At 62.5% G+C, this 23,179-nt stretch carries 21 protein-coding genes and 1 tRNA gene; 17 read left to right on the top strand and 5 right to left on the bottom strand.

The annotated features are described in order from the left end of the window. Positions 1-27: 27 nt before the first annotated feature. Positions 28-786, top strand: a complete 759-nt coding sequence (locus EOE18_RS03280) for a GntR family transcriptional regulator (protein ID WP_127706194.1) — start codon at positions 28-30, stop codon at positions 784-786. Between the two features lie 77 nt (positions 787-863). On the opposite strand, the gene EOE18_RS03275 is transcribed toward EOE18_RS03280, so the two are convergent. Continuing rightward, positions 864-939, bottom strand: a tRNA-Thr gene (locus EOE18_RS03275). Positions 940-1,174: 235 nt separating this feature from the next. On the opposite strand from EOE18_RS03275, the gene EOE18_RS03270 reads away from it, so the two are divergent. Both EOE18_RS03270 and EOE18_RS03265 read left to right on the top strand, forming a co-directional pair. Continuing rightward, positions 1,175-2,644 carry an NAD-dependent succinate-semialdehyde dehydrogenase gene (locus tag EOE18_RS03270; protein ID WP_127706192.1) on the top strand — a complete coding sequence of 490 codons (1,470 nt, stop codon included), beginning with the start codon at positions 1,175-1,177 and terminating at the stop codon, positions 2,642-2,644. 91 nt (positions 2,645-2,735) lie between these two features. Further along, positions 2,736-3,947 (top strand): MFS transporter, encoded by a 1,212-nt coding sequence (locus EOE18_RS03265; RefSeq protein WP_127706190.1) that lies wholly within the window; start codon positions 2,736-2,738, stop codon positions 3,945-3,947. Here EOE18_RS03265 and EOE18_RS03260 read toward each other — a convergent pair. Continuing rightward, positions 3,944-5,185 (bottom strand): MFS transporter, encoded by a 1,242-nt coding sequence (locus tag EOE18_RS03260; RefSeq protein ID WP_164852649.1) that lies wholly within the window; start codon positions 5,183-5,185, stop codon positions 3,944-3,946. The genes EOE18_RS03265 and EOE18_RS03260 overlap by 4 nt on opposite strands. Positions 5,186-5,353: 168 nt before the next feature. Between EOE18_RS03260 and EOE18_RS03255 the strand changes: the two genes are divergently transcribed. The 6 genes from EOE18_RS03255 (at position 5,354) to EOE18_RS03230 (ending at position 11,936) form a co-directional block, all read left to right on the top strand. Further along, complete coding sequence (locus EOE18_RS03255) at positions 5,354-6,163, top strand: alpha/beta fold hydrolase (RefSeq protein ID WP_164852648.1); 810 nt, start codon at positions 5,354-5,356, stop codon at positions 6,161-6,163. A gap of 3 nt (positions 6,164-6,166) precedes the next feature. Beyond that, positions 6,167-6,823, top strand: coding sequence for a hypothetical protein (locus EOE18_RS03250; protein ID WP_127706184.1), 657 nt, complete (start codon positions 6,167-6,169; stop codon positions 6,821-6,823). 79 nt (positions 6,824-6,902) lie between these two features. Then, positions 6,903-8,297 carry an MFS transporter gene (locus tag EOE18_RS03245; RefSeq protein WP_127706182.1) on the top strand — a complete coding sequence of 465 codons (1,395 nt, stop codon included), beginning with the start codon at positions 6,903-6,905 and terminating at the stop codon, positions 8,295-8,297. Then, positions 8,287-10,545: a TonB-dependent receptor gene (locus EOE18_RS03240; protein WP_127706180.1), complete on the top strand. Its 2,259-nt coding sequence runs from the start codon at positions 8,287-8,289 to the stop codon at positions 10,543-10,545. Before EOE18_RS03245 ends, EOE18_RS03240 begins: the two co-directional genes overlap by 11 nt. Positions 10,546-10,656: 111 nt before the next feature. Next, positions 10,657-11,049: a c-type cytochrome gene (locus EOE18_RS03235; protein ID WP_181952997.1), complete on the top strand. Its 393-nt coding sequence runs from the start codon at positions 10,657-10,659 to the stop codon at positions 11,047-11,049. Then, on the top strand, positions 11,046-11,936 hold the full coding sequence (locus EOE18_RS03230; protein WP_164852647.1) for an alpha/beta hydrolase: 891 nt from the start codon (positions 11,046-11,048) through the stop codon (positions 11,934-11,936). Before EOE18_RS03235 ends, EOE18_RS03230 begins: the two co-directional genes overlap by 4 nt. A gap of 54 nt (positions 11,937-11,990) precedes the next feature. Here the strand turns inward: EOE18_RS03230 and EOE18_RS03225 are convergent, their stop codons facing one another. Both EOE18_RS03225 and EOE18_RS03220 read right to left on the bottom strand, forming a co-directional pair. After that, positions 11,991-12,353, bottom strand: coding sequence for a hypothetical protein (locus EOE18_RS03225; protein WP_127706178.1), 363 nt, complete (start codon positions 12,351-12,353; stop codon positions 11,991-11,993). An 11-nt stretch (positions 12,354-12,364) separates the two neighbouring features. Then, complete coding sequence (locus EOE18_RS03220; RefSeq protein ID WP_127706176.1) at positions 12,365-13,594, bottom strand: class I SAM-dependent methyltransferase; 1,230 nt, start codon at positions 13,592-13,594, stop codon at positions 12,365-12,367. 215 nt (positions 13,595-13,809) lie between these two features. Here EOE18_RS03220 and EOE18_RS03215 point away from each other — a divergent pair, with 215 nt between their 5' ends. Next, positions 13,810-14,832 carry a DUF1838 family protein gene (locus EOE18_RS03215; protein ID WP_127706174.1) on the top strand — a complete coding sequence of 341 codons (1,023 nt, stop codon included), beginning with the start codon at positions 13,810-13,812 and terminating at the stop codon, positions 14,830-14,832. 85 nt (positions 14,833-14,917) lie between these two features. Here EOE18_RS03215 and EOE18_RS03210 read toward each other — a convergent pair whose 3' ends face one another. After that, complete coding sequence (locus tag EOE18_RS03210) at positions 14,918-16,477, bottom strand: FAD-binding oxidoreductase (protein ID WP_127706172.1); 1,560 nt, start codon at positions 16,475-16,477, stop codon at positions 14,918-14,920. Positions 16,478-16,693: 216 nt separating this feature from the next. Between EOE18_RS03210 and EOE18_RS03205 the strand changes: the two genes are divergently transcribed. From EOE18_RS03205 to EOE18_RS03175, 7 genes are all read left to right on the top strand, one after another. Beyond that, positions 16,694-17,311: a cytochrome b gene (locus EOE18_RS03205; protein WP_127706170.1), complete on the top strand. Its 618-nt coding sequence runs from the start codon at positions 16,694-16,696 to the stop codon at positions 17,309-17,311. Continuing rightward, the gene (locus EOE18_RS03200) at positions 17,308-17,865 is read left to right on the top strand and encodes an ureidoglycolate lyase (protein WP_127706168.1); all 558 of its coding nucleotides are present in this window, start codon (positions 17,308-17,310) and stop codon (positions 17,863-17,865) included. The genes EOE18_RS03205 and EOE18_RS03200 overlap by 4 nt, the downstream gene beginning before the upstream one ends. A 4-nt stretch (positions 17,866-17,869) precedes the next feature. Beyond that, complete coding sequence (locus EOE18_RS03195; protein ID WP_127706166.1) at positions 17,870-18,232, top strand: hypothetical protein; 363 nt, start codon at positions 17,870-17,872, stop codon at positions 18,230-18,232. A 21-nt stretch (positions 18,233-18,253) separates the two neighbouring features. Beyond that, a complete protein-coding gene (locus tag EOE18_RS03190) occupies positions 18,254-19,459 on the top strand; it encodes a class I SAM-dependent methyltransferase (RefSeq protein WP_127706164.1) in 1,206 nt (401 codons plus the stop codon). 145 nt (positions 19,460-19,604) lie between these two features. Then, the gene (locus EOE18_RS03185) at positions 19,605-21,098 is read left to right on the top strand and encodes a flavin monoamine oxidase family protein (RefSeq protein ID WP_127706162.1); all 1,494 of its coding nucleotides are present in this window, start codon (positions 19,605-19,607) and stop codon (positions 21,096-21,098) included. Next, positions 21,098-22,150, top strand: a complete 1,053-nt coding sequence (locus EOE18_RS03180; protein ID WP_164852646.1) for a DUF3089 domain-containing protein — start codon at positions 21,098-21,100, stop codon at positions 22,148-22,150. The genes EOE18_RS03185 and EOE18_RS03180 overlap by 1 nt, the downstream gene beginning before the upstream one ends. Continuing rightward, positions 22,147-23,103, top strand: coding sequence for an alpha/beta fold hydrolase (locus tag EOE18_RS03175; protein WP_127706158.1), 957 nt, complete (start codon positions 22,147-22,149; stop codon positions 23,101-23,103). Before EOE18_RS03180 ends, EOE18_RS03175 begins: the two co-directional genes overlap by 4 nt. The last annotated feature ends 76 nt before the right edge of the window (positions 23,104-23,179 follow it).

The raw sequence follows: 23,179 nt of genomic DNA, 5'->3' as shown, positions 1-23,179 counted from the left end.
GCTATCAAGGCGTTCCAAGGGAGATTTATGGCCTTTATCGATCAGGTCGGTGTGCTCGATGAGGACGAGGCAGGGCCGCGCTATCTCCGTTTGCAGAAATTGCTGCGCAGCGCGATCGAAGGCCGCCGCTTGGCCTTGGGCAGCGCCTTGCCCAGCGAGCGCGAATTGGGCGACCTATATGCCCTGTCGCGGGTGACCATCCGCAAGGCGATTGATCAATTGGTTGATGATGGCCTGTTGGAACGCCGCAAGGGGGCGGGAACCTTTGTCGCTGGTCCTGCGCCTGCCGAAAGAGGGCGGGTGGAAAAGAGCATTTCCAAACTCTCCTCCTTTTCCGAAGACATGCTCTCGCGCGGGCGCAAGCCGGCTAGCCGTTGGCTGGACCGCAGCGAGGGTATGGTGACGCCCGACGAGGCGCTCTCGCTGGGCCTGTCGCCCGGATCACCGGTCTATCGTTTCCAACGCATCCGCTATGCCGATGGCGAGACCATGGCTTTCGAGCATGTGGTGGTGCCTGCGTGGGGCCTGCCTTCGGCCGATGCGGTGGAGGAATCGTTGTATGAAGCGCTGGACCTGCGCGGCTATCGCCCCGTCCGCGTGTTGCAGAGGGTACGCGCGGTGGGTTTCAGCGCCAAACAGGCCGAATTGCTGGGCGTGGCCGAGGGCGACCCCTGCCTGTTCATCGACCGCCGCGCTTTCCTGCCCGACGATCGCGTGATCGAGGTCGCGCAATGCTATTACCGCGGCGATGCCTATGATCTGGTGGCGGAATTGAGCCAGGGGTGAGGGGTGTGAGGGGACGGCGAGAATCTCGCCCCCACCCTATGCGGTGGGGGAGGGTGCTTGCGATGTCTTTAGGAAGGTGGTGCCGCTTAGGTGATTCGAACACCTGGCCCCATCATTACGAATGATGTGCTCTACCGACTGAGCTAAAGCGGCGCGCCATCTTGGGCGAGACGCGCCCTTAGCCGGTGGTATCGGGGATGACAAGCGCAAAAGTGACGAAGCCGCCATGAAATTTGCAAGGCGCATCAAGTCCTCCCGGTCAGAGCATGCGCAAGCAATCCGGGAGCCTATCCGCAGCGCGGGCATGGGGGCTGGGGCTTGTGGTTCGCTATGGCCTATGGCCTAAACAGATGCGCCTTTTTGCAGGCTGGAACAAGGACAAGCAGTGATGGCCAACTTGACGCTCGAACATCCCGCCCTCTTGCGTGAGGCGGCTTTTGTGGCTGGCGAATGGGTGGGGGCAGTGGCGAAACTGGCTGTCACCAATCCGGCCACGGGTGCCTTGTTGGCCCATGTGCCCAATCTGGGCGCGGATGCGGCGCTGGCGGCGGTGGAGGCTGCGGTGCCTGCCCAGAAAGCTTGGGCGCGGTTGACGGGCAAGGCGCGCGGGGCGGTGCTGCGCCGTTGGGGCGAGTTGATGATCGCGCATCAGGAGGATCTGGCGCGCATCATGACCGCCGAACAGGGCAAGCCTTTGGCCGAGGCGCGCGGCGAGGTGGCCTATGCTGCCAGCTTTCTGGAATGGTTTGCCGAGGAAGCCCGCCGTGTCACCGGCGATGTTCTGACCCCTCATGCTGCAGACCGTCGCATTCTGGTGCGCAAAGAGCCGGTGGGGATCGTGGCGGCCATCACCCCATGGAATTTCCCGCTGGCGATGATTACCCGCAAGGCTGGCCCCGCGCTGGCGGCGGGCTGCGCCATTATCATCAAGCCTTCCGAACTCACGCCTTTATCGGCCTTGGCTCTGGCGGTGCTGGCGCAGGAGGCGGGCGTTCCGGCGGGTCTGCTCAGCGTGTTGACAGGCGATGCCGCGCCGATTGGCGACGTGCTGACCGGCGATAAGCGCATTGCCAAATTCACCTTCACCGGCTCGACCGCCGTGGGCAAGAAGCTGGCCGCGCGTTGCATGGATACGGTCAAAAGGGTCAGTCTGGAACTGGGCGGCAATGCGCCTTTGATTGTGTTTGACGATGCCGATCTGGATGCGGCGGTCGAAGGGGCCATGGCCTCGAAATTCCGCAACGCTGGCCAGACCTGCGTTTGTGCAAACCGCCTTCTGGTCCAATCGGGTATTTACGATGCCTTTGCCAACGCCCTGTCGGCCAAGGTGGGCGCCTTGTCGGTCGGTTCGGGGCTGGATGGCGCCTTTGACCAAGGGCCTTTGATCGATGGCCGTGCGGTGGCCAAGGTGCAGGCCCATGTGGCTGATGCTCTGGCCCATGGCGCCAGTGTGCTGACCGGCGGGGATACGGTGTCGCCCGCAGGCGCGGAGCAGGGCCATTTCTTTGCCCCCACGGTTTTGCGCGATGTGCCGCGCGATGCGCTTTTGTGCCGCGAGGAAACTTTCGGCCCGCTCGCCGGCCTTGTGCGGTTTGAAACCGAGGAAGAAGCCATTGCCATCGCCAATGACACCGATGCGGGCCTTGCCGCCTATGTGTTCACCCGCGACATTGACCGCGCATGGCGCGTGCCCGAGGCGCTGCATTACGGGATGGTGGGGCTGAACACCGGCCTTATCTCCACCGAAGTGGCGCCCTTTGGCGGCGTGAAGCAATCGGGTCTGGGCCGTGAAGGCTCGGCCTATGGCATGGATGATTATCTGGAGCTGAAAATGGTGTGTCAGGCCGTGCAGGCCTGAGGCGTCAAGGGACTGATCTCAGACTGTCTGCCTGACGGATAGCGCTTGCTTGCGCATTGCAAGCCGCGTGGCTTGCGGGCAGTCTTTACCCATGTCTGCCCATAACACTCCGCGCGCGCGCGCCGAACTCGCCCAACATTGGCCCATTCTGGTTCTGGCGGCGCTGGCCGTGGGATTTGGCACGATGGGCATCGGCTTTTACTCGCTGGGCCTCTTCGTCAAACCGCTTCAGGCCGAATTCGGCTGGAGCCGCGGCGCGGTATCGGGCGCGGCCACGTTTCAGCAATTGGGCATTTTCCTGTCCGCACCGCTGGTTGGTCGCCTGTCGGACCGGATCGGGGTGAGGACAATCGCGCTTACCTCTTTTATCGCCATGCCTCTGGCCATGCTGGCACTATCGCAATCGGGGGCGCATACGGGCGGGTCGGTGCCGCAATGGTATGGCCTGTGGTTGCTGGTGTCCTTGGCCGGTTGCGGCACCACGCCTGCGGTCTGGGCGCGGGTGGTGTTGCAAAGGTTCGATGCAGCGCGCGGGCTGGCCTTGGGCCTGATGCTGGTGGGCACGGGGCTGGCGGCGGCTTTGGCGCCCGCTTTGCTGGGCCGCATCTTTGCCGAGCATGGCTGGCGTTATGGCGCGATGGTGATGGCGGCGGCTTCCGCTTTGGTGGGTGTGCCTTTGTGCCTGTTGCTGCCGCGTGGGCCCAGGCAGATAGATCTGGATACCAAGCCCAAGGGCCGGTTTGAAGGCAATCGCGCGATCTGGCTGTTGCTGGTCGTCGGCATCTTGCTGGGCGTGATTGTGGCGGGGCTGATTATCCATCTGGTGCCGATGCTGGTGGACCGAGGGATGCAACCGGCTGCGGCGGCCAATGTGGCGGCCAGCGTCGGCCTTGCGGTGATCGCCTCGCGCGTGGTGGTGGGCTGGATGTTTGACCGGTTCCACGCGCCTTTTGTGGCGGCGGTGTTTCTGGCCATGCCGATTGGTTCCTGCCTGCTGTTGGGGCTGGGCGGGCCGGTGGTGCCTGCGGCGGTGATGCTGGGTCTGGCCGCCGGGGCAGAGGTCGATATGTTGGCCTTCTTCACCAGCCGCTATGCCGCGATGAAGAATTACGGCGCCACCTATGGCATTATTCTGGGCGCTTTCTGCCTTGGCGCGGCTTTCGGCCCCTTGGCCGTGGGACAGACGGTGGATGCCAGCGGCAATTACAATCTGGCGCTCACCCTGTCGGCATTGGGGCTGGTGGCTGTGGTGGGGATGGTGCTGGCGCTGGGGCCATACCGTCAGGCGGTGGCGGAGGATTAAGCCTCCGCCTCGAACCTGCGATATTTGCCCAGGGCCAGAAAGGCGAGCGAGGACACCACCAGCACGCCCGCGCATTGCATCAGTATGCCATGGAAATTGCCGCTGGCATCGTGGTTGCGCCCAAACACCATGGGGGCAAAGCCCGCGCCCGCCGCAAAGCACACATAAAGCAGGCCATAGATCGCGCTATAACGCTTCAGCCCGAAATAGCGGGCCACCAGAAAGGCCACCAGATCATATTCAATGCCCAGCGCAAAGCTGAGGACAAAGACGGCGGCGCGGGCTTGGGCCACATCCAGCGTGCCGCTGCTGAAATACCAGAAGCTGATGGCCGGGGCGGACAACAGCACCGTGCCCACCAGCGGCGCCCACACGCGGTCGAGCAACCAGCCGCCCACCAAACGCCCCATGATCGAGGCAAGGCCCATTAAGGGCGTGATGGTCAAAGCCTGTTCGGGCGTGATGCCGCCATCTTTCAGGATCAGCTCCAGATTGGGCACCGGCCCGCCCAGCGCAAAGGAAATGGGCACCAAAGCCACCGCGATCAGCCAGAAGCGCCAGTCGCGCAGGGCTTGGGGCACGGTCATGCCGGGGCGTTCGATCAATTCTGCGACGGGCGCAGCAGGCGATGTGCCTTTCTCCTCGCGCAGCAGCAGCGCCACCAGAGGCGTCGCCACCAGCACCGGCATCATGCCCAGCACGATAAAGCCCATGCGCCAGCCATAGGCGGCCAGCACCCATGCCAGCAAAGGCTTGCCGAAAATGCCGAACAGGCCGGTGCCGGTCATGGACAGACCCAGCGCCAGCCCCTTGGCCTTGTCAAAGCCGCGATTGACCGCGCGGGTGAAAGTGATCGGCAAAGTGGCCGCGCCCACCGCGCCCACCACCAGCCATGTCAGGTAAAACCGCGTGAGCGAGCCATCGGACAGGGCCAGCGAGGCAAAGCCCAGCCCCCAGACCGGAAGCGCCACCAGCACGATGCGCCGCACGCCGATTTTCTCCGCCCATGCGCCATAGAGCGGCCCGCCGATCAGCGACATCATGGTGATGACCATCATGCTGGTCATGATTTGCCCGATCGACCAACCAAAGGCTTTGGCCAGATGGGGCGCGAACAGGCCCATCGAATAGGTGGGCACCGCCGCCATGCCCAGGCCTATGCCCAGCACAGAGGCCAGAATCGTGCCCCAGCCACGGCGGAATTCTTCGGTTGCGGACGGTGATAGCGCTTGGTTCATGGGCGGCCCTGACAAAACAGAAGCCGCCATTGGCGCATTGCGGGGCACAACAGGCAATCTGCCAGCCTCTTGCCTCCGCACAGCGGATAGTTTGCCTCCCGCCCATGTCTGGCCCTATGGCTTGCGCCAGTTTGATGCCGGTCGAAATGATAGCGAGAGATGCCCCCGATGCGCCTGCGCCGTGTCTATGCCGATGGTCCCTTTGGCCAGATCCATTTCCAGAGTGCCGGCGAAGGCCGCCCCTTGGTGCTCTTGCATCAGGCGATTATGGCCAGCGGGCAGTTTGACAATGTGTTCGCGCCGCTGGTGGAGGCTGGTTTCCGCCCCATCGCGATTGATATGCCCGGCTTTGGCCTGTCCGACGCGCCCGCCAATCCGCCCGCCATTGCCGATTATGCGCGATGCGTGGCGCCGGTGCTGGATGCTCTGGGCGTGGAAAAGGCGGCGGTGGCGGGCCATCATACCGGCGCTTTGGTGGGCACCGAATTTGCACTGGCCGCGCCTGAACGGGTGGAGGCCCTGATCATCCACGGCCCGATGATCATGCCCGAGGACGAGCGTCAGGCTTTAACCGATGATATTTGCGGTCGGGAAAAGGCCTTTGCCGCCGGACCGGAAGGCGCGCATTTTGTCCATGTGGTGAAAATCCGCGACTGGCTGGCCAATGGCACGATCGATCCTGAACGCATGACCGATTATGTGGTGCAGGCGATGCAGGCCTATCGCTTGGGCGCCTATTGGTATGGCCATGCCGCCGCCTTTGCCTATCGGCATGAAGAGCCTTTGGCCCGCCTGAGCGTGCCCACCATGCTGCTGACCAACACTGGCGACCAGACCCACCCCTGGGCCTTGCAGGCGCGCGAGATGTTCCCCCATTTCGCCTTTGCCGAGGTAGAGGGCGGCGGGATCGACATTTGCGATCAGGCGCCGCAGGAATGGGCGCAGGCGATCATCACCTATCTGCAAGGTCTGGCCTGAGCCATGGCCGCGCTTTCCTCCCATCTGCGCGGCAGGATTGCCTATCGCGATGCGGCGGGGGGCGAAACCGGCCATGAATGGTTCGATCTGATCGCCGGACAGGGGTGCCGCTTGCTGCGCGCCCTGTGTGTCATGGATGACATTGGCCTGATGCGCGAGGTGTCCATCGGCATGGGCGCGGATTGGCGCCCTACCGATGGCCAGTGCCGCATCTGGCAGGATGGCGCGCAAAACCTGATGCGTTTTGATGTGGGCGAGCTGGGCGTGCGGGCGGGGGATACTTTCCTGCCTATGGAGGAACCCTTGCCCTATCTGGGGCTGCATCCCCTGTCGGGCGATGCCTTGATCATCCATCAAAGGGGGCAGGATGCGGCGGGCGAATATCGCGCCATTGCCGCTGTCACCAATTCCATTTCCCCCAATGGCGAACAGGATCTGGCCGCGCAGGCGATGCAGATCGATGTCGCCTATATGGGCCAAGCTGCGATCACCGTAGCGGCAGGCGCGTTTGAGGCTTGGCATTACCGGCTGCGCTGGCGGCGGGATTGGCCACCGGCGGACCTGTGGGTGCGTGCAGGGGACGGGTTGTTCCTGTTGATGCGCTGGGCGCTGGTCCCTGCATGGTTTGAATTGACCCAATGGCAGGAGGGGCCGCTTTGACGCTTTGCCTTCGCATAATCGCTTATGGGCCAAGCGCCCGTCTCACGCCAAAGCCATCACCCGCCTTCAGGAGCCCCCGATGACATCCACCCACCAAACCGTGCCGACCTCGGTCGTGCTGCGCTATGGCATTGGCCAGTTGGGCGCGCAGGTGTTCCGCGATACGCCCGCTGTGCTGCTGCCTTTGTTCATGACCACCATGCTGGGCGTGCCGCCATGGCTGGCGGGTCTGGTGGTGCTGGTGCCCAAATTGTGGCTGATCCTGTGCGATCCCTTGGTGGGGGCATGGTCGGACCGGATGAAGGCGCTTTATGGGCGGACGCCTTTCCTGATCGGCGGGGCTGTTGGCACGGCCTTGGGCTTTGTGGCTTTGTTTGCCAAGACATCCTATCCCTCGCCATGGATGGCGGCGGCGGCGGTTTGCGGGCTGTTCTTCCTCGCCTCCACCGCTTTCAGCATCTATTCGGTGCCCTATCTGGCGATTGCGGCAGAGCTTTCCCATGACGCGCATCAACGCACCCGCATCATGGTGCTGCGCATGTTCTTTGCCACTTTCGGCGTGCTGATCGGCGTGGGCGTGGCCCAGCCTTTGATCGAGCATTTCGGCGGCGGTTCTTCCGGCTGGCATGGCATGAGTTTGGTGCTCGGCGCGATTTGCCTTGCCTCCATGCTGACCACCGCCAGCGGGTTGCGCCGTGTGCCGCTGATCATGGCGGGCGCGGTGGAGGGCAGCCTGTGGCAGCAGGTCAAGCCCGTGCTGGCCAACAAGCCTTTTGTGACTTTGCTCATCACCAGCTTTGTCTCCAACGTGGGGCAGGCGGCCAGCTATACGGTGATCGGCTTTGTCTTCCTTTATGCGGTGCAGGCGATCTGGCTTATTCCGGTGTTCATCCTGTGCATGTCGGCGGCCAGCCTTGCTGCCCAACCGCTCTGGCTGTGGCTGCCGCGCCGGATCGGCAAGCCGCGCGCCTATGTGCTGGCTTCGGCTATCTGGGCTGGGGTGACGGTGACATGGCTGTTCCTCTCGCCCTCCAGCGATGTGATCGCCCATCTGCCCGGCGGTCAGGCTTTGTCCAGCCAGCATGTGCTGGTGCTGGTGCGTGCGGTGGTGATTGGCGTGGTCAATGGCGGCTTCATCCTGCTGGCCCTGTCGATGATGACCGATACGGTGGATTACCAGCGCCGCATCGCGGGCGTGGCCAATGAGGGCGTGTTTGCGGGCCTGTTCTCGGCGCTGGAAAAGCTGGCCTTTGCCATGGGACCGGTGATTGCGGGCCTTGTGATGAGCGGCTTTGGCTTCGAAGCGTCGACCGGCGGTGCAGGGGCGCAAAGCCCGCATGCGATTCAGGGTATTGTCCTGCTGTATAGCGCGATTCCGGCGGGCATGCAGTTGATCGCCCTGCTGATCTTTAGCCGCTATCGCCTGCCGGTGGTCGAGCAAGGAACCCAAGCCGCCCTGTCTGATGCCGCCTGAAGCCCTGCCTGCCCGCACAGCGGCCAAACCGCGCGGCGGCGTGGTGTGGGCAGGGGGCAATCCACAACTTCCCCATGGTGCATTGCAAAAGACAGCGGGGAGTTACGAGATTATGACCAAGGTCCTTGGAAAAGCCTTTTTACTGGCCAGCGCCGCGCTGGTGGCCACGCCGGTTTTGGCCGATGAGGCGGCCCCTGCCGTGCCCGGTGATATTGTGGTGACGGCTACGCGCACGGCTTCGACGGTTCAGAAAGTGCCTGTGGCCGTGACCGCGATCAGCGCCGATACTATCGCCAAGCAGCAGATCAACAATGTGAAGGACATCAGCCAGATCGCCCCCAATGTGCAGATCCGCACGGTGTCGGGCGGCTCGGCGGGGATCACGCCCTTTATCCGCGGCGGCGGCGTAACCGATGGCGCCAATATCACCTCCGAGCCGGAAGTGGGCATCTATATTGACGATGTCTATCAGCCCCGCGCGGCGGCTTCCTTCATCGACCTGCTGGACGTGGAGCGGATTGAAGTGCTGCGTGGGCCACAGGGCACGCTCTATGGCCGCAATTCCTCGGCGGGCGCGCTCAAGATTGTCAGCCGCATGCCTTCGGACAAGGCGGGCCTGAAGCTGGAACTGGCCACGGGCAGCTGGGCCGAGCGTCAGGCCAAGGTGGTGGGCAATGCCCCGCTGTCGGCCGATGGCAAATGGCGGGCGGGCCTGTCGGCGCTCTATCGCGGGCGTGATGGCGGCATCCAGTATAATGCCACTTTGGGCAAGAAAGTGGGCGGCGAGGATTATTTCGGCACCAAGGCCGATCTGGCCTATGTCGGCAGTGGCCTGACCGCGCGCCTGTCGGGCTTTTATTCCAACCTTGATGGTTCGGGCCTTTTTCCGGTGGCGCTCAGCCCGACCTATGCGGGCAATGGTTATCAGACGGTGCAGCCCACCTCGGGCAGCTATCGCACTGTGTTAAGCCCCTCGGAAAGCTATACAAAGGTGGTGCAATATGGCGCCAATCTCAACATCGAGGCCGATCTGGGCGAGAATGCCAAGCTGACCTCGATCAGCGGATGGAGCCATTTGCGCGACAATTGGGCGCAGGATTTTTCAGGCGGCGTGGCATGGTCGGCTGTGGGTGTGCCCCTTGCCGGTTACACCTCGCTGTTTGAACGCAATGCATCCTTGCACAATTCCTCGTTCAGCCAGGAATTGCAGCTGCATGGCAGCCTGTTGGGCGACAAGCTGACCTATGTCGGCGGGCTCTATTTCTTCCGCGAAACCGGCGCGCAGACGGTCAATTCCAAAATCTTCTTTGCGCCCAGCACCACGGTCTTCAACATTGAAACCACCAGCTATGCCGCCTTTGGCCAGCTGGGCTGGCATATTAGCCCCAAGCTGACCTTCTCGGCGGGCGGGCGCTATACGCAGGATGACAAAACCCTCAACGCCACGATCAGCGGCACGGCGGTCAACCGCAAGGATAGCTGGGGCACCTTCCTGCCCAAGCTGGGGCTGGATTACCAGATCACGCAGCGGGTGCTGGCCTATCTCAGCTTCTCCGAAGGGTTCAAGGCGGGCGGTTACAATGGTCTGGCCAGCACGGCCACCGCGCTCAATTCGCCCTATGATCCGCAAAAGATGAAAGCCTATGAACTGGGCCTCAAGACCGAGTTCCTCGACCGCAAGGCCAAGCTCAACATCTCGGCCTTCTTCAACGATTATGCCAGCCTGCAACAGCAGAGCGTGACCAGCACCGGCTCGTTCATCACCCAGAACTATGCCGCCGATCACAAGGGCGTGGAGGCCGAACTCTCGGTCAAGCCGGTCGAGGGCCTGACCTTGTGGGTCAATGGCACGGTCAATGACAGCAAATACAAGGCCTCCTCGGCCACGCTGGCGGGCGTCAGCAGCTATATCGGCAATGCCATGACCAATGTGTTCAAGCATCAGGTGACGGCAGGCTATGACGCCTCCATCCCGCTGGCTGGCGGGGAGTTCAGCCTTGGCGGCAATGTCAACGCGCGTTCGGATTATTATTCCACGCCCGACAATCTCTATATCGGCCATGTGCCCGCCACCACTTTGGTCAATGGCTATATGGGTTACTCCAAGGACAATTGGTCGCTGCGCTTGACGGGCAAGAACCTGACCAACCAGATCTATTGGACCACGGGCTTTGGCTTCTCGGTGGTGCGTCCGCGCTATATGGGTGATCCCCGTACTTGGCGCGTGACCTTTACCTACAAGATGTAACGCGGTTCCGGCGCGGTGGAGGGGGGATTTCAGCCCGCGTTCACCGCGCCTTTGTGATGAATGGCCTGCCGTCGGGCGTAACATGGCGGATATGCAGAGGAGTTTTTGATCATGGGTATCTCTCGCCTAAAACTGGCCGCTGTGGCTTTGGGTGCGATGGCTGGGCTGGGCGCTGTGCAAGCGCAGGCGCAGGCCGATCCGGCGGTGCGTGGCAAGCTGTTGTTCCTGCAATGCGCGGCCTGCCATGCGGTAACCGCCAATGGCGGGGCCAAGGTTGGCCCGCATCTGGCCGGTATTGTCGGGCGCAAGTCGGCTTCGGTGGCCAGCTATAAATATTCGCCAGCCATGACCAAGGCGGGCATTACCTGGACCGAGGCCAGTCTGGACCAGTGGCTGACCGGCCCTGCCAAGCTGGTGCCCGGCACGACCATGCTGTTCCCCGGTCTGCCCAAGGCAGAGGATCGCAAGGCGGTGATCGCCTATCTCAAGACGGTCAAGCCGTGAGCCTATCCTTCTCGCGTAGAGGCTTTGCTCTCGGCGCGGCGGGCTTGAGCCTTGGGGCGGTGGTTCCTGCATGGGCCGCCGCTCCGGCCATGCGCAAGTTCACGATTGCCACCAGCGCAGGCCGCGCAGTGGAGATCAGCGAATTCGCGCCGGTTGGGCCTGTGGTGGGCACGGTGCTGTTCAGCCATGGCGCGGCATCGGCGCCGCAATTTTACGGGCCGGTGATCTGGCCCTTGGTCGCGGCGGGCTGGCGCATTCTGGCGCCTTTGCATGTGGATTCGCGGTTGCATCCCGATACGGCCAAGTTTGCCGGCCTTGCCTCGTGGCAGGCGCGGTTGGAGGATATGGCCGCGCTTACCGCGCATATCGGCCACAAGCCCTATGTTGCCATGGGCCATTCCTATGGCGGGTTGACCGCTCTGGTGATGGGTGGCGCGCAAAGCGTCGCGCCCAAGGGTTGGAGCGGGCCGCAGAGCGATGGCAAGGCCAAGGCGGTGATCGCCCTGTCGCCCCCGCCCGCCATTCCGGTGCTGATCACGCGTGAAGGCTATGGCAAGCTGTCCGTGCCCGCGCTGGTGCAGACCGGCACGCTGGACGTGATGCCGGGGATGAAGATCGACGGGTGGCAGGCCCATCTCGACGCCTATGAAGCGGCGCAAGCAGGTGGCCATCGCTATGGTCTGGTCCTGTCGGATGTCAGCCATTATTTCGGCGGGCTGATCTGTGATCCGCAGCAGAAGGGGCCTTTGGCCACCAAGGGCATGGAGGATGCCAACCGCGTCCTTGGCCTGTTCATTGCCGCTTACGGGCGGGGGGATGGCAGGGCGCTGGCCTTGCTGGACAAACAAGTGGGCGGAGATTTGCCGGTTCGTTTGATGCGGAAATAAAAAGGGGGGAGCCGCCAAGCTCCCCCCTTTCCTTTTGTGTGGCGCTGGAGGGAATCAACCCTGCGCGATTTCCTCGATCGTGGCCTTGAAACCCTCGGCGGTTTCGGCTTCGGAGGCTTCCTGCGCATCCTTGCGCGCCAGATAATACAGGCGGGCAAGGAAGTCCTGACGGCGGGCCTCACGCTCTTCGAGCGCTGCCTGATCCAGTTCCAGCGCCTCGATTCCCGCGGCCAGATCCATGCCATTCAGCTTCGCCACGCGTTCCGCGCTGTCCAGACGGTCGCGCAGGGTGGAAAGCTCGCTGGCCAGCACGAGGATCATCGACATGGCCGTATCCAGCCCGGCTTCCTCATAGAATTGCGGGCGCTTGCCACGCGCATCGCGGATCACATGGGGGCGTTCAGTGGTCTCGAACATCTATCTTCCTCTCAAGCAGCCAGAGCTGCAGCTTCGGCCTTGCGCGCGATCAGCACTTCCCAGCCACCGCCGGGGGCAAATTCGCCAGCGGTAAAGTCACGTTCGGCCACATCCTCGGCGGCCTGTTGGCTGTACCCTTCGGCGGCGGCGGCAAATTCCATCACCGCCATCGGGGCGGTATCAAACTTCACCGCGCTGCGGTCAAAGCCGACCTTTTCGGCCAGAGCGATCTGGTCCATGTCGCGCATCGCGCCCCAGAAGGGCTCGTTATTGTACCATGTCTCGTTGTCCAGAATGAACTGGGTGAACGGGTCCATCAGGTCAAACGGGGGCAAGTCGGCATGGATCATCATGCCGCCCGGCGCCAGCACGCGATGGGCTTCGGCAAACACGCGGGGCATGGCCTTGCCGCTGGTTTCATGCAGCAGGATATGGCTGACCACCAGATCGAAATAGCCGTCTTCGAAAGTGGTTTCTTCCGCATTCATCGCCGCGAAATTGACTTCCAGACCAAAGCCTGCCGCGCGGGCATGGGCATAGCGCACGCAAGGCGCGCCCACATCGATGCCCCAGATTTCGGCATCGGGGAAATATTCCTTGTAGGGCAGGGTGGAGTGACCCACGGTGCAGCCCATATCCAGAATGCGGCGCGGTTTGAAATCGGGCGCATGGCGGCGCAGATAGTTGCAGACGCTGCGGCCCATGTCGTCATTGTTGGGGCCGGTATAGCCCATCGAATAGAGGAAGACGCCGCGATCATAAAGCGCGCCGACCGCCACGTCATCCTTGGTCACTTCGCTGCAATAGCCGCCGGGCATGCAGTGAATGTCAAAGGCGGTGACATAGCGTGGGGGGACAAAATCCTCGGGGATTACCAGCTTGGCCTTGGTGCTGGCGGAAAGCTCGCGGGCGCGCTCGATCAATTCGGGCAATTGGCGATCGACCGAGACATTCACCGATTCCCACAGCAATTCCTGTGCGATGCGGTTGGATGCGGCATAATGCTGGAAGTAGAAATCCTTGACCATGCCCGAACGGATGTCGCGGCGGTCTTGCGGCGCGCGGCCATGTTCTTTTTCAAAAGCCTTGGCCACGCGGGTATTGTAGACCGGCGTCAGGCCGGGGAGCAGCGTGCTCTGGATAAAGCCCTTGAAGCTCTTGGCGAACTCCTGACGGGCCGCTTCATCGGCGGTGGCCTGGGGCAGAATCTGGTGGCTCGCTTGCTGGAATGTGTTGAGCATGGCTCGACTCCATGGAACGGATCTTGTGGCACTAGGCATGGGTTGCGCAAAGGCGGATGGCAAGGGTGCGGGGGCTTGCCTATCCGTCTGGTGGTCAGGCATCACCTGCCCCTGTGATGGGGCCATGAGAATACGGAAAACAGCGGCCTGCATTGATCGCCCGCAATTGTGTGTCGCGCATCCGTGGCCAACAACGCGGAATAAGGAGTCGAAGGATGGACGATATGAAGCTGAGCCGCCGCCGCGCGCTGGGTCTGGCCGGTGCTGCTGCCGGTGCGGCGCTGGTGCCTGCTGCCGCCAATGCTGCGGCAAAGGCCAAGCCCAAGGGCAAGCCCCCGATCGATTTTGTCACCAAGATCGACTTTAAAGACCCCAAATGGACCCGCGACACCTATGCCCGTCTGGACGCCAATGTGGAGCCCGGCAAGGAGAAGGTGGGCTGGATCCGCGGCAAGATCTTTGGCGTGCGCGACAATGAAGCTGTGCGCCCCTTGATGAATGTCGAAGGTTTCTCGGTCGTTCGTATCAACCGCCTGCCCGATGGCAGCTGGCGCCGCCTGCTGCGCGAGATCGTGTTCTATCGCGACATCAACACCAACGAGATCCTGAAGTTCTGGGACAATCCCTACACCGGCGAACGCGTCAAGGTGGTGCCCATCGCCAATGACCCGTTCAACTTCACCATCAGCGAATTCATCCCCGAACCGCCCAGCTATGGCGGTTTGCAAAAGGTGAAGCGCGAACCCAAGCCTTTCCTGCAGGACTGGCAGTGGGGTCCCGAAGGCACGATGATCCTGAACACCGGCATCGACATGATCTATCCCAACGCTTTGCAGCCCGACAAATGGCCGCGTGAAAGCTCGGGTCCGATGAACCGCGTGTCGGAACAGTTCATCTATGTGGTCAAGAAAGAGGACGTTGAAAATCCTTATATGACCCATATCCCCCACACCGGTTCGTGGAGCCGCATCACGCCTTGGCTGCCATGGATGCTGATGGGTCAGGCGCCGGGCCATATGTCCTATTTCACCCATTTTTCGACTATCCCCGATGGCATCGCCGGCCTGCCCAAGGATCTGGTGGCCGCTGCCCGCGAAATGGGCGAAAAATGGCTGCATGCGCCCGAGACCGATTATGGTCCATCGCTCTCCAGCCTTGAAAACTATGCCCGTGAGCAGAAGCCTGCTCCGGTGCCCGAAGGCTGGACCCCGCCCCAGCCACCCGCGCTGAAGAAGTAAGCGCGGTTTAGGGGAAGACAGAGAAAAGGGCCGGAAGGGGAGATCCTCTTCCGGCCCTTTTATTGTGCGGTGTGGTGCGAAGGGTTTAGAAACCCAGCGCGCCCGGATTCATCACGCCCTTGGGGTCAAGCTGGGCCTTCAATCCGCGCACCAGCGCGCTGGCAGGCGGGGCAAGGCGCGACTGGTAGGGATAGGCGCGGCCGATCTGGAAATGGCCCGAGCCATAGCGCTGCATCAGCGCGACCGTGGCTTCCTTCAACTCATTGGCCAGAGCCTTGGCCTCGGCATTGGCGGGATAGGTGGTCAGCCCCGCGATCCATTCCGCGCCCAAAGTGGTGTCGTGATAGGCGGTGCGGGCATCGGGCCAATAAAGCGCCACTTCATACAGGAACCCGCTGGAGTTAACCGGCGAGGCCATGGTGCCGGTCCAGACGCCAAGGCGTTCCATATCCGCCTTCCGCGCCGCTAGCATAGCCTGATAGGCGCGGTGGAAGGGCACCACCTGATCATGGTTCAACACGCCATGGATCGGCACCCAGCGCTCGCCATTGGGGCCAAGGATATTGCCCAAGGGCGCAAAGGGCATGGAGCGCACGAAGGTGGGGATCGTGTTGGCAATCTCGCGCCCGTCATCGCCGATCACCTGCCGCAGATAGTTTGCGCGATGGGCGGCGTCGGTGGCGTCAAAGCCTTCGACGATGAAATGGCACATATATTGGCCCGAACGCATCGGGTCTTCACCCGCCAGCGCCATTTTCAGCAATTGCTGCAGGCCCTTGATCTTGTTGGGCGCCTTCTGGAACACGGCCCAGGCGATTTTGGCCTTGGCGCCCGCGCCCTGCTGGCGGCCGATCTGGCCTTGGGACAGGGCAAGGTCGATCATGAAATGGCTGTCATCCACCCGCGCCATTTGCGCACGGCGCACGGCGGCGTGATAGGCCTCGAATGTATCAAAGGCGAAAGACAGCGCCTCGGCATGGGCCTGCGCGTTGATCAAAGGCAGGCGAATACGCGCCTTCACGCCCAAAGTACCACAATCGCCGGTGAACAGGCCGGTGAGGTCCGGTCCATAGTTACGGATGGAGGAAGCGGCATTGGTGGTCAGCAGATCGCCATTGGCCAGCACCACATCCAGCCCCAGCACGCTTTGCGCCGAAATCCCATGCGCGGCGGTGCCATGGCTGACGCTGTTCTGGCTGACCGATCCGCCCACGGTGGCGGCAATGCCCGAAAACGGGCCCCAAAAGGGTGTGCGCAGCCCGCGTGCATCCAGAGCGGCCTTCAGATCGGCCCAGGTGACGCCCGCTTCGACCGTGACAATGGCATTGCTCTCGTCAATCTCCATCGCGGTCAGATCGCGCGTGTCGATCAACACATGGCCGCCCGGACCATAGAGATAGCCATCGGTATAGGACGCACCGCCGCCACGCGGCACGATGGCCACGCCTGCCTCTGCACAGAGCTTCACCGCCGTTTGCAGATCCTCCACGCTGGCAGGGCGCAGCACGCATAGCGGTTCGCCACCGCCGCGATAAACATCCTGCGCCACATAGGCCAGCAGATCGGCGCTATCGAGCACCTGCCCCTGCGGCAGGGCGGCGGATAATTGCGCCTTCAGGCTGGGGGAGCTTTCCTGTGCGACCATGATACGAAGCCTTTATTCAAAATCCATGCCTGCGCACCATGGGACGGGCGCCTTGGCCTGCCAAGACTGTCTTGCGGTGCGCCCTGTCCGGCGAGAGGCGCAAGGGGCTTTATCCGGTCTGCGGACACAGCGGGGGAAGGGGGCTGGCACGGGGTAAGGCGCAGGCATCCTGCACCCCAAGCCGCCGGTCAAGGGCGGCGTGGAGAATAGTCGCCCATGCCAGCATCCCATGTCCAAGGCTGGAACCTTGTTGCCCGCATCCTGCATTGGGGTGTGGCACTGGCCGTGCTGGTGGAAGTTCCGGCAGGCTTTGTCATGGCGTGGACCTATGCGGCCCATAGTGATGCAGAAAAGGCGCGGCATATTCTTTCTAGCCAGATCCATCATACTTTGGGTATGGCGGTGTTGCTCTTGGCGGTGTTCCGCATTCTGTGGCGCATTAGCCATGCCAGTCCGCCTCCGCGCGGGGCCCATGCGTTGGAGCGTGCTTTGGCGGCGGCCCTGCAGGGCGTGCTCTATCTGCTGCTGCTGGCCATTCCCTTGTCGGGCTGGGCGGCCCTGTCCTCCATGGCGGCAGGCGGCGGCTATCCCGCGCCCGAGCTATGGATCTTTGGCGTGGATGGTTTCGGGCCGCAGGGCTTTATCCCGCATATTGTGCCGCCCGTGGCGTGGAATGCGCCGGTGCTGTTCAAATATGGTTTTTTCGCGCGCATCCATGTGTGGGGGCTGTGGCTGGGGCTTGGCGTACTGGCGCTGCATGTTGCGGGGGCCTTGCAGCAGCATTTTGTGGCGCGCAACGATGTGTTGCTGCGTATGTGGAAAGGTCAGGCATGAGCGAGGTGATCACCCTTCCACTACAACCGGCCACAGCGGAAGCTCTGGCCCCCTTTGGCGCGATCATCGGCAGCGCCAGCGGGGCCAAGCCGGTGGCGGTGGATTTCTACAAGGGCGCGGTCAGCATGAGCTATCCGGCGCGGTTTGAATGCGATCATCCGGTGGAAATCACGCTGGCCAATGTCGAGCCGCGGGCGGGCGAAGTGCGTTATATGGAGCGCCATGCCCAGCATACGCAGGCCTTCATTCCCTTGGCGGGCAAGCCCTTTATCGCGGTGATGGCGCCGCCCTCGGACGGGGATCTGCCCGATCTGGATCAGGTGCGCGCCTTCCGTTTCGATGGCAGCGCGGGCTTTGCCATGCATCGCGGCACATGGCACGAATTCCCCTTTGGCATCGAGGCCGATACGCAGATCATCGTCTTGCTTTCCAGCCAGACCGGCTATGATCTGCATGCCAAGGACGAGGTGACGCAGGAGGCGCATGGCCCCGACCTCGACAAGAAAGATATCCGCGCCCGCACCGGGCGACTTTTCCGTTTTGATGTGGAGTAGAGCCTTGGTTGAACGCAAAAATCTGGACCGCGCCGCGCGCCCCAAGGGCAGCCAGCCGGTGGTGTTTGAAAGCGCCACGCAGGATGCCCTGGCAGGCATGGTGCTGGCGCTGTTGGGCGAGGTGATGGTGCTCAAAGATCGGCTGGACGCCAATGAACGGCTGCTGAAAGCCGCCGGTCTGCACGGGCCGGAGGACATCGATGCCTATCACCCCGATGCCGATGCCCGCGCCTATCGCGGGGCCTATCGTGCCAAGGCCTATGACCGGGTTTTGGGCGTTGCGCGGGACAAGCTTCTGCCCGATGCTCTGGCCCTGCAGGCCGATTACGAACAGGAAGTGGCGCGAGTCGCCGCCGATACCAACTGATCTTTCGTAAAGGATCCCCCGATGGCAACTCTTGCGCCCGAAACCCGCCCCAACACCCCCCATTACGGCCATGCGGTCATGCCGCAGGCCACCCATGACGAACAGGCGCTGGAGGATCATTTCCTTGCCATGCGTGCATGGACCAACCAGCATATGGACCCGCTCGACCGGCGCCTGCTGGACGAGGTGATCGTGCCGGAAGTGACCGCCAAGACCGGCAAGGCCCCCACGCGTAGCGGCGAAGTGCGCGGCGCGTTGGAAAGCCATCCCCTGCACCAATATTGGCTGACGCTGTCGCTGTTCTATCAGGATCGCATCTGGCATGTGATCGATGATGCGATTGATCGCCAATATGACGATCTGGCCGGAAAAGTCGCCGAGTTGAGCGCCCAGCCCAAGGGCTCTTTACGGCTCAACCCCGATCTGGAAATGCCGCGCTATATCAGCTCGATCGACCATCACCGCATGGGCGGCGGCTATATTACCGATACGTCGGAGGCCGATTTCCGTGCAGGCGCGCTGTATGACCGTTTTGCCTCCACCTATCTGCGCAATCTGAACGGCGGGTGGAAGAATGACGGGCGCGGCCATACGCTGGCCAGCCATGTTCAGGGCTTCTTCCCCGATTTCAAGCCCAAGCGCATTCTGGATCTGGGCTGTTCGGTGGGCCATTCCACGGTGGCGATTGCACAGGCTTTCCCCGATGCAGAAGTCTATGCGCTGGACGTGGGCGCGCCGATGCTGCGTTATGGCCATGCCCGCGCCGAAAGCATGGGCGTTGGCATCCATTTCAGCCAGCAGGACGCCGAACACACCGATTTCGAGGATGGCAGCTTCGACCTCGTCTGCTCCTCGGCCTTGTTGCATGAAACCTCGGCCAAAGGGATGCGGCAGATTTTCAAGGAGAGTCACCGCCTGCTGCGTTCGGGCGGGATCATGTGCCATGTGGATGTGCCGCCGCGCCATGAACATCTGTGCCTGTGGGACCAGATGCGTTGCGATTTTGAATCGCACTATAATAACGAACCTTTCATGACCTCGCTGGCCCGCACCGACTGGATGAAAGTGGCGACCGATGCCGGTTTCGCGCCGGAAAAGGTGGGCATCGGCTATCGCAAGGGCACGTTCTGGCTCAACCCCAACACCAGCGATTTCTTTACCGAGGGCCATCCCGAAGGCCGCACCCTGATGGGCAGCTGGTATGCCTGTGCGGCGGTGAAGGACTGACCGAAAAATTGCCGGTGATGCCCGCCAGTCGGGCAGAAAAATACCCCATGTTTCGTCCGCCATTTTGCACAGCATCATGGCGGACGAATTGTTTTAGTGCCCATGTTTGCACGCATAATGCACATAACCAAGGGATCATCGCGCCATGTTTGACCGCCGCCATTTCCTCGCCGCCGCATCGGCCACCACGCTTTTGCCTTCGGTCGGCTTTGCCAAGGGCGCATTGGCGGCGGAAAAGGCCGATGTGGTGATCATCGGGGGCGGGCTGTCGGGCCTCAATTCGGCGATGATGCTGGGTGAGCTGGGTTACAAGGTGGTGGTGCTGGAGGCTGGCCCGATTGTGGGCGGGCGCGTCAAAACGCTCGACACGATCGAGGGCAAGCTGGACGTGGGCGCCAGCCAGATCGGGCGCGGCTATGCCCGCGTGCTGGATGCCTGTATGAAGCTGGGCCTGCAATTGATCCCCGAAGACCGCGATCTCTTGCCCTTTGGTTTCCATTACAAGGGGCAGTGGGTGGACCCCAAGAGCTGGGCCGACAATCCGTTGAACCAGACCGTGGGCGATGAACGCCGCATCTCGCCCATGTTGATGGGGCAGGCGGTGACCGCCAAGTGGAACCCTTGCAAGGAATTGTCCGACTGGCTGGACCCGAAATTGGCTGATCAGGATATTTCGCTGCGGCAATTGATGGTGCAAAAGGGCTATTCGCCCGCCGCCATCGAACTGGCCAGCTATTCCGCGCCGGGCATCGGCATCGATGAAACATCCATGTTGCGCATGTGGCAGGAGGAAACGCGCAGCATCGCCGACCGCCGTTTTGGCACCACGGCGGGCGGCACGGGCGAGGCGGGCAAGCGTGAACATCCCTTTGGCGAGGCCAATGATCATAATGCGATCAATGGTCTGGCCTCGATCAACAATATCGTCGGCGGGTGCCAGCAATTGCCCTTCGCCATGGCGGCCAAGCTGGGCGATGTGGTGCGCCTGAACAAGCGCGTGGGCCGCATTGCCATGAGCGACAAGGGCGCCAGTGTGACTTGCCTCGACGGCAGCACCTATCAGGCGCGCTTTGTGATCAGCAGCCTGCCTTTCACCATGCTGCGCGATGTGGAGATTACCGGCGCGGCCAATCCCAAGGCGCGCGATGCCATTGCCCATATGCCCTATGCCAACACCGCCCGCCTCTATCTCAGCGTGGAAAAGCCTTTCTGGAAGGCCGATGGCCTGCCTGCCAGCTTCTCCACCGACGGGCCGATCGGCATGTTCTGGGGCATTGATAACCACACGGGCGAGGGCAAGCATCGCGCCATGGTGGTGATGGTGGGCAAAATGGCGCAGGCGATTGCCCAGCGCGAGAATGCGGTGCCTTTCATCCTTTCCGAAATCGAGGCGATGCGTCCGGCTTCCAAGGGGCTGATGAAGGTGGTGGCTTACAAGGACTGGGCCCGCGACCCCCTGCAAAAGGGTTGCGGCTTCAGCCTTGCGCCGGGGCAGGTCAACGCCTTTGGCCGCGATTTTGTGAAGCCATGGCAGGTGTTGCACTTCGCGGGCGAACACACCCGCCGCAGCGATTTCGGCATGGAATCGGCGATGGAAAGCTCCGAACGCGTGGTGCTCGAAATCGCGGAGCGTGGCTGATGTGGAAGGCTCTTGCGGCCGCGTTGCTGATGAAGGCGCCGGTGATGGCGCAGGAGGCGCCGCGCCTGCCGGTGGCGGGGGATGTGCAGGCCAAGGCCCCGCTCGCGCCCGACTATGCGGATGCCGCCAATTGGTCGATGGCGTGGCAGACCTTGCCAGAAGGCGCTACGCCCGCGGCCAAGCATGGCAAGGTGGCGGTGTTTTTCCTGCACCCCACCACCTTCCGCAGCCCCGATGGCGCGCTCAATCAGGACCTGCGCGATGCGGCCAGCAACCAATGGACCGATGAAAGCAGCATCGCGCGGCAGGCCAGCGCCTTTAGCGGGTGCTGCACAGTCTATGCCCCGCGCTATCGGGCGGCCAGCTATAACAGCTTTGCCGTGCCGGAGGTGCAGCAGGCGGCCTTTGCGCTGGCCTATAGCGATGTCGAACGCGCTTTTGATGCGTTTCTGGCAAAGATCGGCGATGCGCCTTTCATCATCGCGGGCCATTCGCAAGGGGCGTTTCACGCCGCCACTTTGCTGGAAAAGCGCATCGATGGCACCGCGCAGCAAAAGCGGCTGGTGGCGGCCTATATCATCGGCATCAACCTGTCCGAGGGCGAATTCGGGCGCCGTTTCAAAAGCGTGAAGCCCTGCGCCACGCCATCGCAAACCGGATGCGTGCTGCAATGGAACGCCTATCTGGCCGATCAGGTGGATGGGACTGCGGTGCAGTCCTATGCCACGGCGGCCTATGTAAAGAAGTTCGGGACCGAAGAGGGGCGGCAGATGCTTTGCATCAATCCGCTGACTTTTGACGCAGGCCGTCCTGAAGGCGATGCCAGTCTGGCGCAAGGTACGGTGCCCGGCGATCCGGGCAAGGGCGCGCCCAAGGCTTTGGTGGCCCATGCGGTCAGTGCGCGTTGCGAAAAGGGCTTGTTGTTGGTCAAGCCCGAAAAGGCGCTGGGGCTGGAGCCTTTGCGCGGCGGGGTGATGCATTACCATGATGTGGGCCTGTTCTGGGCCAATATCCGCGCCAATGTCGCCTTGCGTGCCAAGGTGTTCAAGTGAGGGCGCTAGGCTGGGCGGGTGCGGCGCTTTTGGCGCTGGCGGCGGGCACGGGCGCCTATATCGGTGCGGCGCGGGCCGGTTGGCTGAAACCTGACGAAGCCACCATGCGTGCGCGTTATGGCCTGCCGCAATCGCGCTATATTCAGCTGGGGGCGCAAAGCCTGCATGTGGTGGATGAAGGCCCGCGCGATGCGCCGGTGGTGATGCTGGTGCATGGCTCCTTTGCCTCGCTGCATATGTGGGATGGCTGGACGGCGGCGTTGAAGGGCCAATATCGCGTGATCCGTTTTGACCGCGCTGGCATGGGTCTGTCGGGGCCGCAGCCGCAAGGCCTGTATAATGGCGATGCCGAAGCGGAGCTGATCGACGCTCTGGTCCACCAGATGAAACTGCCGCCCTTCGTGCTGGTCGGCACCAGCAGCGCGGGCGAGGGCGTGGCCCATTATGCTGCGCAGCATGGCGATGCTTTGCGTGGCGTGGTTTTGGCCAATATTGCGGCGGGGCCATTGAAGCCCGCGCCACATTTCACGCCATGGTTCAAGGCGGTGCTGGCTTTTGATGGCCTGCTGGGCGGGCATCATATTGACGCCTTCTGGGGCGGCATTTTGCGGATGAATTATGCCGATCCATCGTGCGTATCGCCGCAATTGGCGCGCGAATGGACCGAATTGAACAACCGCGCCCAAGGTTGGCCACGCAGCTTTGGCAAGGCGATGCCTTTCAGTGGCACCCCTGCCGATCTGGCCGCGATCAAGGTTCCCGCGCTGGCCCTGTGGTCGGACCGCGATCCGGAAGTGCCTTTGGTCAAGGATGGCCAGCAGGTTCTGGCGCGGTTGGGGTCGGCGTCCAAGTCGCTGGTGGTGGTCAAGGATTGCGGCCATATGATGCCGCTGGAATGCCCTGCCGCCTCCGTGGCGCCGGTTCAGGCATTTTTGCGCGCGATTACGCCTTGAAACGCGATAATCTGTACGATTTTTGGCGCATCCCGCAGGAGGGTTGGCGTGCCTAGCATCCTTTTGTGACCATTCC

It is taken from the genome of Novosphingobium umbonatum, from assembly GCF_004005905.1.
Lineage (GTDB): Bacteria > Pseudomonadota > Alphaproteobacteria > Sphingomonadales > Sphingomonadaceae > Novosphingobium > Novosphingobium umbonatum.
This window is presented reverse-complemented; position numbering and strand designations above follow the sequence as displayed.